The 14,238-nt window shown below is 53.1% G+C and carries 14 protein-coding genes; all 14 read left to right on the forward strand.

The features are described 5' to 3' along the window. Positions 1-91 precede the first annotated feature (91 nt). Positions 92-943: a translation elongation factor Ts gene (tsf, locus tag QLG21_RS04000; RefSeq protein WP_032616612.1), complete on the forward strand. Its 852-nt coding sequence runs from the start codon at positions 92-94 to the stop codon at positions 941-943. A gap of 150 nt (positions 944-1,093) precedes the next feature. Then, on the forward strand, positions 1,094-1,819 hold the full coding sequence (gene pyrH / locus QLG21_RS04005; protein WP_006173609.1) for a UMP kinase: 726 nt from the start codon (positions 1,094-1,096) through the stop codon (positions 1,817-1,819). Between the two features lie 167 nt (positions 1,820-1,986). After that, positions 1,987-2,544, forward strand: a complete 558-nt coding sequence (frr, locus tag QLG21_RS04010; protein WP_006173607.1) for a ribosome recycling factor — start codon at positions 1,987-1,989, stop codon at positions 2,542-2,544. Positions 2,545-2,641: 97 nt separating this feature from the next. Next, complete coding sequence (gene ispC, locus QLG21_RS04015; RefSeq protein ID WP_006173606.1) at positions 2,642-3,841, forward strand: 1-deoxy-D-xylulose-5-phosphate reductoisomerase; 1,200 nt, start codon at positions 2,642-2,644, stop codon at positions 3,839-3,841. A gap of 186 nt (positions 3,842-4,027) precedes the next feature. After that, the gene (ispU, locus tag QLG21_RS04020) at positions 4,028-4,786 is read left to right on the forward strand and encodes a (2E,6E)-farnesyl-diphosphate-specific ditrans,polycis-undecaprenyl-diphosphate synthase (protein ID WP_006173604.1); all 759 of its coding nucleotides are present in this window, start codon (positions 4,028-4,030) and stop codon (positions 4,784-4,786) included. A 12-nt stretch (positions 4,787-4,798) separates the two neighbouring features. Further along, positions 4,799-5,656 (forward strand): phosphatidate cytidylyltransferase, encoded by an 858-nt coding sequence (cdsA, locus tag QLG21_RS04025; RefSeq protein ID WP_006173603.1) that lies wholly within the window; start codon positions 4,799-4,801, stop codon positions 5,654-5,656. Positions 5,657-5,667: 11 nt separating this feature from the next. Then, positions 5,668-7,020, forward strand: coding sequence for a sigma E protease regulator RseP (gene rseP / locus QLG21_RS04030; protein ID WP_137849547.1), 1,353 nt, complete (start codon positions 5,668-5,670; stop codon positions 7,018-7,020). 31 nt (positions 7,021-7,051) lie between these two features. Beyond that, positions 7,052-9,469: an outer membrane protein assembly factor BamA gene (gene bamA / locus QLG21_RS04035; protein WP_137849546.1), complete on the forward strand. Its 2,418-nt coding sequence runs from the start codon at positions 7,052-7,054 to the stop codon at positions 9,467-9,469. 122 nt (positions 9,470-9,591) lie between these two features. Beyond that, on the forward strand, positions 9,592-10,086 hold the full coding sequence (gene skp / locus QLG21_RS04040) for a molecular chaperone Skp (protein WP_119938444.1): 495 nt from the start codon (positions 9,592-9,594) through the stop codon (positions 10,084-10,086). A 3-nt stretch (positions 10,087-10,089) separates the two neighbouring features. Continuing rightward, complete coding sequence (gene lpxD / locus QLG21_RS04045; RefSeq protein ID WP_282483925.1) at positions 10,090-11,115, forward strand: UDP-3-O-(3-hydroxymyristoyl)glucosamine N-acyltransferase; 1,026 nt, start codon at positions 10,090-10,092, stop codon at positions 11,113-11,115. A 103-nt stretch (positions 11,116-11,218) separates the two neighbouring features. Beyond that, on the forward strand, positions 11,219-11,674 hold the full coding sequence (gene fabZ, locus QLG21_RS04050) for a 3-hydroxyacyl-ACP dehydratase FabZ (protein WP_006173598.1): 456 nt from the start codon (positions 11,219-11,221) through the stop codon (positions 11,672-11,674). A gap of 3 nt (positions 11,675-11,677) precedes the next feature. Further along, positions 11,678-12,466, forward strand: a complete 789-nt coding sequence (lpxA, locus tag QLG21_RS04055) for an acyl-ACP--UDP-N-acetylglucosamine O-acyltransferase (protein ID WP_282483926.1) — start codon at positions 11,678-11,680, stop codon at positions 12,464-12,466. After that, positions 12,466-13,614 (forward strand): lipid-A-disaccharide synthase, encoded by a 1,149-nt coding sequence (gene lpxB, locus QLG21_RS04060; protein ID WP_282483927.1) that lies wholly within the window; start codon positions 12,466-12,468, stop codon positions 13,612-13,614. Before lpxA ends, lpxB begins: the two co-directional genes overlap by 1 nt. Continuing rightward, positions 13,611-14,207 (forward strand): ribonuclease HII, encoded by a 597-nt coding sequence (gene rnhB, locus QLG21_RS04065; RefSeq protein ID WP_137849542.1) that lies wholly within the window; start codon positions 13,611-13,613, stop codon positions 14,205-14,207. The genes lpxB and rnhB overlap by 4 nt, the downstream gene beginning before the upstream one ends. Positions 14,208-14,238: the final 31 nt, after the last annotated feature.

A 14,238-nucleotide genomic window follows, 5' to 3' on the forward strand; every position in this document is an offset into this window, starting at 1 on the left:
TGTATGAATAGGGGCCAATTCTCGGCCCCTTTTTTCAATTTATACTGTTTGGCTTCTGGCCGGGCAGTTCACATCTCCCGAGGATTTAAGAATGGCTGAAATTACCGCATCCCTGGTAAAAGAGCTGCGTGAGCGTACTGGCGCAGGCATGATGGATTGCAAAAAAGCGCTGACCGAAGCGAACGGCGACATCGAGCTGGCAATCGAAAACATGCGTAAATCCGGTGCGATCAAAGCAGCTAAAAAAGCAGGCAACGTGGCTGCTGACGGCGTGATCATCACCAAAATCGACGGCACCTACGGCATCATTCTGGAAGTTAACTGCCAGACTGACTTCGTTGCTAAAGATGGCGGTTTCCAGGCATTTGCGAACAAAGTACTGGACGCAGCTATTGCAGGTAAAATCACCGACGTTGAAGTGCTGAAAGCACAGTTCGAAGAAGAGCGTGTTGCGCTGGTTGCTAAAATCGGTGAGAACATCAACATCCGTCGCGTATCTTCCCTGGAAGGCGACGTGCTGGGTTCTTACCAGCACGGTGCACGTATCGGTGTTCTGGTTGCGGCTAAAGGCGCTGACGAAGAGCTGGTTAAACAGCTGGCAATGCACATCGCTGCAAGCAAACCAGAATTCGTTAAGCCAGAAGACGTGTCTGCTGAAGTGGTAGAGAAAGAGTACCAGGTTCAGCTGGACATCGCGATGCAGTCTGGTAAGCCAAAAGAAATCGCAGAGAAAATGGTTGAAGGCCGCATGAAGAAATTCACCGGCGAAGTTTCTCTGACTGGCCAGCCTTTCGTAATGGATCCAAGCAAGTCTGTTGCTCAGCTGCTGAAAGAGCACAACGCTGACGTAACTGGCTTCATCCGCTTCGAAGTGGGCGAAGGCATCGAGAAAGTTGAGACTGACTTCGCAGCAGAAGTTGCTGCAATGTCCAAGCAGTCTTAATGATTGAAAAGGAGCCGCCTGAGGGCGGCTTCTTTTTGTCACCCGTCATACAAAATCAGACAGGCTCTACTACCGCTGTGCTGGTTTGCGACATAACATGTCGCCAGAATTAACCCCTATCTTAATCGTTGACAGTCTCAGGAAAGAAACATGGCTACCAATGCAAAACCCGTGTACAAACGCATTCTGCTTAAGCTGAGTGGCGAAGCGCTGCAGGGAACGGAAGGCTTCGGTATTGACGCAAGCATCCTTGACCGCATGGCACAGGAAATCAAAGAACTTGTCGAACTGGGCATTCAGGTTGGCGTGGTCATTGGCGGTGGCAACCTTTTCCGTGGTGCTGGTCTGGCGAAAGCGGGGATGAACCGCGTTGTGGGCGACCACATGGGGATGCTGGCAACCGTCATGAATGGCCTGGCAATGCGTGATGCGCTTCATCGCGCCTATGTGAATGCTCGCCTGATGTCCGCTATTCCGCTGAATGGCGTATGCGATAACTACAGCTGGGCAGAAGCTATCAGCCTGCTGCGCAACAACCGCGTGGTGATCCTCTCCGCCGGTACGGGTAACCCGTTCTTTACCACCGATTCCGCTGCCTGCCTGCGCGGTATCGAGATCGAAGCCGATGTGGTGCTGAAAGCGACCAAAGTGGATGGCGTGTTTACCGCCGATCCGGCAAAAGATCCGTCTGCGACCATGTACGATCAGCTGTCCTACAGCGAAGTGCTGGATAAAGAACTGAAAGTGATGGATCTTGCCGCCTTCACGCTGGCTCGTGACCACAAACTGCCGATCCGTGTCTTCAACATGAATAAGCCTGGTGCGCTCCGTCGCGTCGTCATGGGCGAAAAAGAAGGCACTTTGATCACGGAATAATTTCCGTCGGCGATAAATACAGGTAAGATTCCGCTTTATTTTGTAGTGGTATCTTACCCGGGCGCGCCTTTGGCGTTGTCATGAATTAAACGCGACTATACTTAGCACACCTGTAGCGCTGTGCTGGCGGATAGTCTGCCTGAGACAAGTTTTCAAGGATTCGTAACGTGATTAACGACATCAGAAAAGATGCTGAAGTACGCATGGACAAATGCGTAGAAGCGTTCAAAAACCAAATCAGCAAAATCCGTACTGGCCGTGCTTCTCCAAGCCTGCTGGATGGCATCATCGTAGAATATTACGGTACGCCAACCCCACTGCGTCAGCTGGCGAGCGTCACGGTAGAAGACACCCGTACGCTGAAAATCAACGTATTCGACCGTTCAATGAGCCCGGCGATCGAGAAAGCGATCATGGCCTCTGACCTGGGTCTGAACCCAAGCTCTGCGGGCGCCGACATTCGCGTTCCACTGCCAGCGCTGACCGAAGAACGTCGTAAAGACCTGATCAAAGTGGTGCGTGGCGAAGCTGAGCAGGGTCGTGTTTCTGTGCGTAACGTACGCCGTGATGCGAACGACAAAGTGAAAGCACTGCTGAAAGAAAAAGAGATCAGTGAAGATGATGACCGTCGTTCTCAGGACGACGTGCAGAAAATGACTGACGCAGCGATCAAGAAAATTGATGCGGCGCTGGCAGATAAAGAAGCGGAACTGATGCAGTTCTGATTTCTGTCGTACACTGATAAAACGCCGTTCAGAGAGGCCTTGTGTCTTGCTGGCGGCGTTTTGCTTTTATCGGGTCTAACTTTTTTTCGGGCATTTCATGAAGCATTTAACACTCCTTGGCTCGACCGGCTCTATCGGTTGCAGCACTCTCGACGTCGTTCGCCATAACCCTGAACACTACACCGTGACCGCGCTCGTGGCGGGCAAGAACGTGCAGCGTATGGTCGAGCAGTGCCTGGAGTTTACGCCCCGCTTTGCGGTGATGGATGACGAGGAGAGCGCTCGCCAGGTAAAAGCCCAGCTGCTGGAAAAGGGCAGCCGCACCGAGGTGCTGAGCGGACAACAGGCGGCCTGTGATATGGCGGCGCTGGATGAGGTCGATCAGGTTATGGCGGCTATCGTCGGGGCGGCAGGACTGTTGCCGACGCTTTCCGCGATTGATGCCGGTAAAGATGTTCTGCTGGCCAATAAAGAGTCGCTTGTCACCTGTGGACGCCTGTTCATGGAGGCGGTAAAAGCGCGTGGCGCACGCCTTTTGCCGGTCGACAGCGAGCACAACGCGATTTTTCAGAGTTTGCCGCAACCTTTTCAACAGAACCTGGGGTACGCTGACCTGGAGCAGAATGGCGTTGTGTCGATTCTGCTTACCGGGTCTGGTGGCCCGTTCCGCGAGACGCCGCTGTCTGAACTGAGCGCCATGACGCCGGATCAGGCATGCCGTCATCCGAACTGGTCGATGGGACGTAAGATCTCTGTCGACTCCGCCACCATGATGAACAAAGGTCTGGAATACATTGAAGCTCGCTGGCTGTTCAATGCGTCAGCGAAACAGATGGAAGTGCTGATCCACCCGCAGTCGGTGATTCACTCCATGGTGCGCTATCAGGATGGCAGTGTGCTGGCACAGTTGGGCGAACCGGATATGCGCACACCGATTGCACACGCCATGGCGTGGCCAGAGCGCGTCAAATCCGGGGTTAAACCGCTCGATTTTTGTAAGCTGAGCGCACTGACCTTTAGCGAGCCTGACTATGAGCGTTATCCCTGCCTCAGGCTGGCGATGACGGCCTTCGATCAAGGGCAAGCTGCGACAACGGCGCTCAATGCGGCCAATGAAATTACCGTTGATGCCTTCCTCAATCAGCAGATTCGTTTTACCGACATCGCCTCGCTTAATTTGACGGTGCTGGAGATGATGGATTTGCGCGAGCCACAAAGCGTGGAGGAGGTGCTGGCGGTCGATGCACAAGCGCGTATTATTGCGCGTAAACAGGTGACACGTCTCGCAAGCTGGTGATAAAGCAAGCGGTAGTGGCTGTGCCATTTGTTAGCGTTGGGCTTCAGTGATATAGTCAGCGCCACCTGATCGCAGGCATTTGACTTTATGTGGTCAGGTAAGCCGTGGTTTGACACGGCTTTTTTATGTACAGGCTTCAGTATTCCTGAGTACCGTTACATCCTTTTCAGGGACTAAAAACGCGTTATGTTGTCTGCGAACCAACCAATAAGCGAGAACTTGCCAGCGCATGGCTGTCGCCATGTTGCAATCATTATGGATGGCAATGGCCGCTGGGCGAAAAGACAAGGGAAGATACGAGCCTTTGGGCATAAAGCCGGGGCGAAATCTGTTCGCCGCGCCGTTTCTTTTGCCGCCAACAACGGCATTGATGCGTTAACGCTCTATGCTTTTAGCAGTGAAAACTGGAATCGACCCGCGCAGGAAGTGACTGCGTTGATGGAACTGTTCGTGTGGGCGCTCGACAGCGAAGTAAAAAGCCTGCACCGCCACAACGTCCGTCTGCGGATTATCGGTGAGACCAGTCGTTTTAACTCACGTTTGCAAGAACGGATTCGCAAAGCAGAAGCGCTGACGGAAAATAACACCGGCCTGACGCTCAACATCGCGGCGAATTACGGCGGACGCTGGGATATTATCCAGGGTGTTCGGCATTTGGCCGAACAGGTTCAGGAAGGGTTACTGAGACCGGACCAAATTGATGAAGAGGCGCTGAATAAGCAAATCTGCATGAATGAACTGGCACCTGTAGATTTAGTAATTAGGACAGGGGGAGAACATCGCATAAGTAACTTTTTGCTTTGGCAAATAGCCTACGCCGAACTTTACTTTACTGATGTTCTTTGGCCCGATTTTGATGAACAAGACTTTGAAGGTGCGCTGCATGCCTTTGCCAATCGTGAGCGTCGCTTCGGCGGCACCGAGCCTGGTGGCGACAAAGCCTGATGGGGGTAGCTTTTGCTGAAGTATCGCCTGATTTCCGCTTTTGTATTAATACCCATTGTCATTGCGGCACTGTTTTTACTGCCACCGGTGGGATTTGCTATTGTGACGCTTGTCGTGTGCATGCTGGCCGCGTGGGAATGGGGACAGCTTAGCGGCTTTACCTCGCGCACTCAGCGAGTCTGGCTGGCGGTGCTCTGTGGCTTTGTGCTGGCTCTGATGCTGTTTACGTTGCCTGAGTATCACCATGATATTCATCAGCCGCTGGTGGCCGGATCCCTGTGGATATCGCTGGCCTGGTGGGTGGCTGCGCTGTTACTGGTGCTATTCTATCCCGGTTCGGCGGCCATATGGCGTCATTCTAAAGTGCTGCGCCTGATTTTTGGTCTGCTCACCATCGTGCCTTTTTTCTGGGGTATGATTGCCCTTCGCGCCTGGCACTACGACGAAAACCACTACAGCGGTGCGCTATGGCTGCTTTATGTGATGATTCTCGTGTGGGGGGCTGACTCTGGGGCCTATATGTTTGGTAAACTGTTCGGCAAACATAAGCTGGCACCGAAAGTGTCGCCGGGCAAAACCTGGCAGGGCTTTATTGGCGGTCTGTTTACCGCAGCAATCATCTCCTGGGGCTACGGCGTCTGGGCGAATCTTGAGGTTGCGCCGTCAACGCTGCTGGTGTGCTCCATTTTTGCTGCGCTGGCCTCGGTACTGGGCGATCTCACCGAAAGTATGTTCAAGCGTGAAGCAGGGATAAAAGACAGTGGTCACCTTATTCCAGGACACGGCGGTATACTGGACCGTATTGACAGCCTGACGGCAGCTGTTCCAGTGTTTGCTTGCCTGCTTTTACTGGTATTCGGGACGATTTAACGGAAGGTTTTATGCTGAGCATTCTCTGGAATCTGGCGGCGTTCATAGTTGCACTGGGTGTACTGATTACCGTGCATGAATTTGGCCATTTCTGGGTTGCTCGTCGCTGCGGAGTGCGGGTAGAGCGATTCTCGATCGGTTTCGGTAAGTCGCTCTGGAAGCGCACCGACCGGCATGGCACCGAGTTTGTCATTGCGCTTATTCCGCTGGGCGGCTATGTCAAAATGCTCGACGAACGCGTTGAGCCTGTTGCCCCGGAACTTCGCCACAGCGCGTTCAACAACAAAACGGTTGGGCAACGTGCTGCCATCATTGCTGCCGGTCCGGTAGCTAACTTCATCTTTGCTATCTTCGCGTATTGGCTGGTGTTTATCATCGGTGTGCCTGGCGTGCGTCCGGTTGTGGGGGAAATTGCCCCTCACTCCATCGCGGCAAATGCGCAAATTACGTCGGGGATGGAACTTAAAGCCATTGATGGTATCGAAACCCCTGATTGGGATGCTGTGCGACTGCAACTGGTTTCCAAAATTGGCGATGAGCAGACAACGCTCAGCGTCTCGGATTTTGGATCTGACCAGCGGCAGAAAAAAGTGCTGGATTTACGCCACTGGAGTTTCGAGCCTGACAAAGAAGATCCGGTCGCTGCACTGGGGATTCGCCCGCGTGGCGCGCAGATCGAGCCGGTATTAGCCGAAGTACAAGCGCATTCGGCGGCAAGTAAAGCGGGTTTGCAAGCGGGTGACAGGATCGTTAAAGTCAATGGTCAGCCATTAACAGAGTGGATGACCTTTGTTACTCTGGTGCGCGATAATCCAGGTACATCGCTCGCGCTGGACGTGGAAAGGCAGGGGAGTCCGCTCTCACTGACGCTGATTCCGGATACCAAATCAGGTAGCGGAAAGGCGGAAGGGTTTGCTGGCGTCGTGCCGAAAGTGATCCCACTGCCAGACGAGTACAAGACAATACGCCAGTATGGGCCGTTTAGCGCCATCCTTGAAGCCACGGATAAAACATGGCAACTGATGAAGCTAACGGTCAACATGTTGGGGAAATTGATAACCGGTGATGTCAAACTGAACAACCTCAGTGGGCCTATTTCGATTGCTCAGGGGGCTGGAATGTCAGCGGAGTTCGGGGTGATTTACTATCTCATGTTTCTCGCGCTCATTAGCGTGAACCTCGGGATAATCAACCTGTTCCCGCTTCCCGTTTTAGACGGGGGCCATCTGCTGTTTTTAGCGATTGAAAAGCTAAAAGGCGGACCGGTATCCGAGCGAGTTCAAGACTTTAGTTACCGCATTGGCTCGATTTTGCTGGTGCTGTTAATGGGGCTTGCACTTTTCAATGATTTCTCTCGGTTGTAAGAGAGTTAGTTAGGAAGAACGCATAATAACGATGGCGATGAAAAAGTTGCTCATAGCGTCGCTGCTGTTTAGCAGCGCCACCGTATACGGTGCTGACGGGTTCGTAGTGAAAGATATTCATTTCGAAGGCCTTCAGCGTGTCGCCGTTGGTGCGGCCCTCCTCAGTATGCCTGTGCGCCCCGGCGATACGGTTAATGATGAAGACATCAGTAACACCATCCGCGCTCTGTTTGCCACTGGCAACTTTGAGGACGTCCGCGTCCTGCGCGATGGTGATACGCTGCTGGTTCAGGTAAAAGAACGTCCAACGATCGCCAGTATCACTTTCTCCGGCAACAAGTCGGTGAAAGATGACATGCTCAAGCAAAACCTTGAAGCATCCGGCGTTCGTGTGGGGGAATCTCTGGACCGCACAACCCTTTCAGACATTGAAAAAGGTCTGGAAGATTTCTATTACAGCGTCGGTAAATACAGCGCCAGCGTGAAAGCGGTTGTGACACCGCTGCCGCGTAACCGTGTTGACCTGAAGCTGGTCTTCCAGGAAGGTGTTTCTGCGAAGATCCAGCAGATCAACATCGTGGGCAACCACGCATTTAGCACTGATGAACTGATCTCAACGTTCCAGTTGCGTGACGAAGTGCCGTGGTGGAACGTCGTTGGCGATCGTAAATACCAGAAGCAGAAGCTGGCGGGCGATCTCGAAACCCTGCGCAGCTACTACCTGGATCGCGGCTACGCGCGTTTCAACATTGATTCGACCCAGGTCAGTCTGACGCCGGACAAGAAAGGGATCTACATTACGGTTAACATCACTGAAGGCGAGCAGTACAAGCTTTCAGGTGTTGAAGTCAGTGGCAACCTGGCGGGACATTCTGCTGAAATCGAATCACTGACGAAGATTCAGCCAGGCGATCTGTACAGCGGGTCTAAAGTGACCAAAATGGAAGACAGCATTAAGAAGCTGCTCGGCCGTTATGGTTATGCTTATCCACGCGTGCAGACTCAGCCAGAAATTAACGATGCTGAGAAAACCGTTAAGCTTCACGTCAACGTTGATGCGGGCAACCGTTTCTACGTGCGTAAGATCCGCTTTGAAGGGAACGACACCTCTAAAGATTCCGTTCTGCGTCGCGAAATGCGCCAGATGGAAGGGGCTTGGCTGGGCAGCGACCTGGTCGACCAGGGTAAAGAGCGTCTGAACCGTCTGGGTTACTTCGAAACGGTTGATACCGATACGCAGCGTGTACCAGGAAGCCCGGACCAGGTGGATGTCGTTTACAAGGTTAAAGAGCGTAACACCGGTAGCTTCAACTTCGGTGTCGGCTACGGTACCGAAAGTGGCGTCAGCTTCCAGGTCGGTGTCCAGCAGGATAACTGGCTGGGTACTGGTTACTCTGTCGGCATCAACGGTACCAAAAACGACTACCAGACCTACTCTGAGTTCTCTGTTACCAACCCATACTTCACCGTTGACGGTGTGAGTCTGGGCGGTCGTATCTTCTATAACGACTTTAAAGCAGACGACGCGGATCTGTCCTCCTATACCAACAAAAGTTATGGTGTAGACGGTACGCTCGGCTTCCCGGTCAACGAATACAACACCCTGCGTGCGGGCTTAGGTTATGTGCATAACGACCTGTCCAATATGCAACCGCAGGTGGCGATGTGGCGTTATCTGGACTCCATCGGTCAGTCAGCGAGTAAGAGCAGCGATAACAACGGCTTTGCCGCCGATGACTTCACGTTCAACTATGGCTGGACGTACAACCGTCTGGACCGTGGCTTCTTCCCGACGCAGGGCTCCCGCGTTAACCTGAACGGTAAAGTGACCGTTCCGGGTTCCGATAACGAGTTCTACAAGGTGACGCTGGATACCGCATCCTACTTCCCAATTGATGACGATCACAAATGGGTGGTTCTGGGTCGTACCCGCTGGGGCTACGGTGATGGTCTGGGCGGCAAAGAACTGCCGTTCTATGAAAACTTCTACGCCGGTGGTTCAAGCACCGTTCGTGGCTTCCAGTCCAATAACATTGGTCCGAAAGCGGTTTACTACGGTGGGAACGATAAGGATAACTGCTACAAATCGTCATCTTCCGAAGTATGTAGCTCTGATGATGCAGTGGGCGGTAACGCCATGGGCGTCGCCAGCCTCGAGTTCATCACGCCGACGCCGTTCATCAGTGACAAGTATGCGAACTCTGTTCGTACCTCCATCTTCTGGGATGCCGGTACGGTGTGGGATACCAACTGGGAGAACACTGCCCAGATGCGTGCAGCAGGTGTTCCGGACTACAGCGATCCGAGCAATATTCGCATGTCTGCAGGTATCGCATTACAATGGATGTCACCGCTGGGGCCGTTGGTCTTCTCCTACGCCCAGCCGTTTAAGAAATATGATGGAGATAAAGCGGAACAGTTCCAGTTTAACATTGGTAAAACCTGGTAATAATCCGCTGCAATGGAATGCGTTGGCAGTGTAGCGCTGACAACCGGCGATCGGTAAAACGATCGCCTTGCCACGCAAAGAACGGTACCTTCGGGTGCCAATGGGATGGTAAGGAGTTAATTGTGAAAAAGTGGTTATTAGCTGCAGGTCTCGGTTTAGCGATGGCAACCTCTGCTCAGGCAGCAGACAAAATTGCAATCGTCAACATGGGTAATTTGTTCCAGCAGGTTGCACAGAAAACGGGTGTTTCTGCGACTCTGGAAAACGAATTTAAAGGCCGTGCTGGCGAACTGCAACGTATGGAAGGCGACCTCCAGACTAAAATGCAGCGTCTGCAGCGTGATGGTTCTACCATGAAAGCGAGCGACCGTAGCAAGCTGGAAAAAGACGTAATGGCACAGCGCCAGACTTTCTCCCAGAAAGCGCAGGCTTTCGAGCAGGATCGTCAGCGTCGTTCTAACGAAGAGCGCGGTAAACTGGTTACTCGTATTCAGTCTGCTGTCAAAGCAGTAGCAGCCGATCAGAGCATCGATCTGGTTGTGGATGCGAATGCCGTCGCTTTCAACAGCAGCGATGTTAAAGACATCACCGCTGATGTTCTGAAACAGGTTAAATAAGTAATGCCTTCAATTCGACTGGCTGATTTAGCTCAGCAGTTGGATGCAGAATTACACGGTGATGGCGATATCGTCATCACCGCTGTTGCGTCCATGCAATCTGCTAAAGCGGGCAACATTACCTTTATAGTAAGCCCTAAGTACCGTGAACATCTGCCCCAGTGCCAGGCGTCCGCCGTTGTGATGACGCAGGACGATCTTCCGTTTGCCACAGGCGCTGCACTGGTAGTTAAAAATCCCTACCTGACTTACGCACGCATGGCCCAAATTCTTGATACCACGCCGCAGCCGGCGCAAAACATTGCTGCCAGCGCAGCGATCGACCCGACGGCTCAGCTGGGTAACAACGTGGCAGTTGGCGCAAATGCCGTTATCGAATCTGGCGTTGTGCTGGGCGATAACGTGGCCATTGGTCCGGGCTGCTTCGTTGGAAAAAATACCAAAATTGGCGCAGGCTCCCGTCTTTGGGCCAATGTGTCCATTTATCATGACGTTGAGATGGGCGAGAATTGCCTCGTTCAATCCAGCACGGTGATTGGCTCTGACGGTTTCGGCTATGCCAACGATCGTGGCAATTGGGTTAAGATCCCGCAGCTTGGTCGCGTTATTATTGGCGATCGTGTTGAGATCGGTGCATGTACGACCATCGACCGCGGCGCGCTGGACGACACCATCATTGGCAACGGTGTTATCATTGATAACCAGTGTCAGATTGCACATAACGTTGTGATTGGCGACAATACTGCCGTTGCGGGCGGCGTGATCATGGCTGGCAGCCTGAAAATTGGTCGCTACTGCATGATTGGCGGTGCCAGCGTGATCAATGGCCATATGGAAATATGCGACAAGGTAACGGTAACGGGAATGGGCATGGTGATGCGTCCTATTACTGAACCCGGCGTCTATTCCTCTGGCATTCCGCTGCAACCGAACAAGGTATGGCGTAAAACAGCAGCACTGGTGATGAATATTGATGATATGAGCAAGCGACTCAAGGCTATTGAGCGCAAGATCGATCAACAAGACTAAGCGTTCACCCGTTTAACGCTCATTTTCTCGGCCTGTCGGCTTTTTTATAAACCGGCAGGCCGTGTTATTATTGCTACTTAGTACATTTGACAGGAAGAGTATTTTGACTACTGACACTCATACTCTGCATATTGAAGAGATTTTAGAACTTCTGCCGCACCGCTACCCGTTTTTGCTGGTAGACCGTGTGCTGGATTTTGAAGAAGGTCGTTTTCTGCGCGCAGTGAAAAATGTCTCCGTTAACGAGCCGTTCTTCCAGGGGCACTTCCCTGGTAAGCCTATCTTCCCGGGTGTGTTGATCCTGGAAGCCATGGCGCAGGCTACCGGTATCCTTGCGTTTAAAAGCGTAGGTAAACTGGAGCCGGGTGAACTCTATTACTTCGCCGGCATCGACGAAGCGCGATTCAAGCGTCCGGTTGTGCCTGGCGATCAGATGATCATGGAAGTCACTTTTGAAAAAACGCGTCGTGGCCTGACTCGCTTTAAAGGCGTTGCAACGGTTGACGGCAAAGTTGTTTGTGAAGCGACTATGATGTGCGCGCGTAGCCGGGAGGCCTGATACGTGATTGATAAATCCGCCTTTATTCATCCTACCGCGATTGTGGAAACCGGCGCCATTGTTGGTGCTAACGTTCACATTGGCCCGTTTTGTGTTGTTGGACCCCATGTCGAAATTGGTGAGGGTACAGTACTGAAATCTCATGTCGTGGTGAATGGTCATACGACTATTGGCTGCAACAACGAGATCTATCAGTTCGCCTCCATCGGCGAAGTAAACCAGGATCTTAAATATGCTGGTGAGCCGACCCGTGTGGAAATCGGCGATCGTAACCGTATTCGCGAAAGCGTCACCATTCATCGTGGAACAACTCAGGGCGGTGGATTGACGAAGGTGGGCAGCGACAACCTCTTTATGGTGAATGCACATATTGCGCATGACTGTACCGTGGGTAATCGCTGTATTCTCGCCAACAACGCAACGCTGGCGGGACACGTATCGGTTGATGATTTCGCAATCATTGGCGGCATGACGGCTGTCCATCAGTTCTGCATCATTGGTGCGCACGTGATGGTCGGCGGATGCTCCGGTGTGGCGCAGGACGTCCCACCTTACGTGATTGCGCAGGGTAACCATGCCACGCCGTTTGGCGTGAACATCGAAGGCCTCAAGCGTCGTGGCTTTAGCCGCGAAGCGATTACAGCGATCCGCAACGCGTACAAACAGTTGTACCGTAACGGTAAAACGCTGGAAGAGGCGAAGCCGGAAATTGCCGAGCTGGCGAATAAGCACCCGGAAGTGAACGCGTTCATGGAATTCTTTGACCGTTCAACAAGGGGTCTGATTCGTTAATGGTCGACAGTCGTCCGCTTACGATAGCCCTGGTCGCCGGAGAAACCTCCGGCGATATTCTTGGTGCTGGTCTCATCCGCGCCCTCAAGGCTCGTGTACCCAATGCGCGCTTTGTGGGTGTGGCAGGCCCGCTGATGCAGGCCGAAGGCTGCGAAGCCTGGTATGAGATGGAAGAGCTGGCCGTGATGGGCATCGTTGAGGTGCTGGGCCGCCTGCGTCGCCTGTTACATATTCGTGCCGATCTCACACGCCGTTTTACCGATCTCAAACCCGATGTGTTTGTCGGTATCGATGCGCCCGATTTCAATATTACCCTCGAAGGGAACCTGAAAAAACAGGGCATCAAAACCATTCACTACGTCAGTCCGTCCGTCTGGGCGTGGCGACAGAAACGCGTTTTCAAAATCGGACGGTCTACCAACCTGGTACTGGCTTTCCTGCCTTTCGAAAAGGCGTTTTACGACAGATTCAACGTGCCATGCCGTTTTATAGGTCACACCATGGCAGATGCCATGCCGCTGGACCCGGATAAAAACGCGGCGCGTGACGTGCTGGGTATCCCCCATGATGCCCACTGTCTGGCTCTGCTGCCGGGCAGCCGTGGCGCAGAAGTTGAGATGCTGAGCGCCGATTTCCTGAAAACGGCGCAGATCCTACGCCAGACCTATCCCGATCTTGAAGTGGTGGTGCCGCTGGTTAATGCGAAACGCCGCGAGCAGTTTGAACGCATCAAAGCGGAAGTTGCGCCGGATCTGCACATTCATCTTCTGGATGGAAAGGGCCGTGAGGCGATGGTCGCGAGCGATGCCGCTCTGCTGGCCTCCGGTACGGCCGCGCTGGAGTGTATGCTGGCGAAATGCCCGATGGTAGTGGGTTACCGCATGAAGCCCTTCACCTTCTGGCTGGCGAAACGTCTGGTGAAAACCGACTATGTCTCCTTGCCTAATTTACTCGCCGGGCGCGAGCTGGTAAAAGAGCTGCTGCAGGATGAGTGTCAGCCGCAGGCGTTAGCCGATGCGCTACTTCCGCTGCTGGCAAATGGCAAGACCAGCCATCTTATGCACGAGACGTTCCGTGAACTGCATCAGCAGATCCGCTGTAATGCCGATGAGCAAGCGGCTGAAGCGGTGCTGGAGTTAGCAAAATGATGGAATTTGTTTATCCACACACGCACCTCGTGGCGGGCGTGGATGAAGTGGGGCGGGGCCCGCTCGTCGGTGCTGTGGTTACTGCAGCGGTAATACTCGACCCTGCTCGCCCGATTGTTGGGCTGAATGATTCAAAAAAATTATCTGAAAAGCGCCGACTGGCGCTCTTTGATGAGATTCAGGAAAAGGCGCTGGCCTGGAGTCTGGGGCGCGCTGAACCGCATGAAATTGACGAGCTGAACATTCTTCATGCCACCATGCTGGCGATGCAGCGGGCGGTGGCGGGGCTGAAAATAACCCCTGAATACGTCCTGATTGACGGCAACCGTTGTCCGGCACTGCCTGTGCCTTCAATGGCGGTAGTGAAAGGGGATAGCCGGGTCCCGGAAATTAGCGCGGCGTCAATCATTGCTAAAGTGACGCGCGATGCCGAAATGGCTGCGCTGGATCTCACTTATCCCCTGTATGGTTTCGCTCAGCACAAGGGATATCCTACGCCTTTCCATCTGGAAAAGCTGGCTGAACATGGCGCCACCGAACACCACCGTCGTAGTTTTGGTCCGGTAAAACGTGCGCTGGCACGGGTGTCCTGAATCAAGACGCAAGCAATTAAGTAACGCGGAA

Source organism: Enterobacter sp. V87_3 (genome assembly GCF_029967835.1).
GTDB lineage: Bacteria > Pseudomonadota > Gammaproteobacteria > Enterobacterales > Enterobacteriaceae > Enterobacter > Enterobacter cancerogenus.

Excerpts from the sequence above, each read along its gene's own strand:
- tsf (WP_032616612.1), top strand. The coding sequence starts at position 92 with ATGGCTGAAATTACCGCATCCCTGGTAAAAGAGCTGCGTGAGCGTACT.
- pyrH (WP_006173609.1), top strand. The coding sequence starts at position 1,094 with ATGGCTACCAATGCAAAACCCGTGTACAAACGCATTCTGCTTAAGCTG.
- ispC (WP_006173606.1), top strand. The coding sequence starts at position 2,642 with ATGAAGCATTTAACACTCCTTGGCTCGACCGGCTCTATCGGTTGCAGC.
- ispU (WP_006173604.1), top strand. The coding sequence starts at position 4,028 with ATGTTGTCTGCGAACCAACCAATAAGCGAGAACTTGCCAGCGCATGGC.
- rseP (WP_137849547.1), top strand. The coding sequence starts at position 5,668 with ATGCTGAGCATTCTCTGGAATCTGGCGGCGTTCATAGTTGCACTGGGT.
- bamA (WP_137849546.1), top strand. The coding sequence starts at position 7,052 with ATGGCGATGAAAAAGTTGCTCATAGCGTCGCTGCTGTTTAGCAGCGCC.
- lpxD (WP_282483925.1), top strand. The coding sequence starts at position 10,090 with ATGCCTTCAATTCGACTGGCTGATTTAGCTCAGCAGTTGGATGCAGAA.
- lpxB (WP_282483927.1), top strand. The coding sequence starts at position 12,466 with ATGGTCGACAGTCGTCCGCTTACGATAGCCCTGGTCGCCGGAGAAACC.
- rnhB (WP_137849542.1), top strand. The coding sequence starts at position 13,611 with ATGATGGAATTTGTTTATCCACACACGCACCTCGTGGCGGGCGTGGAT.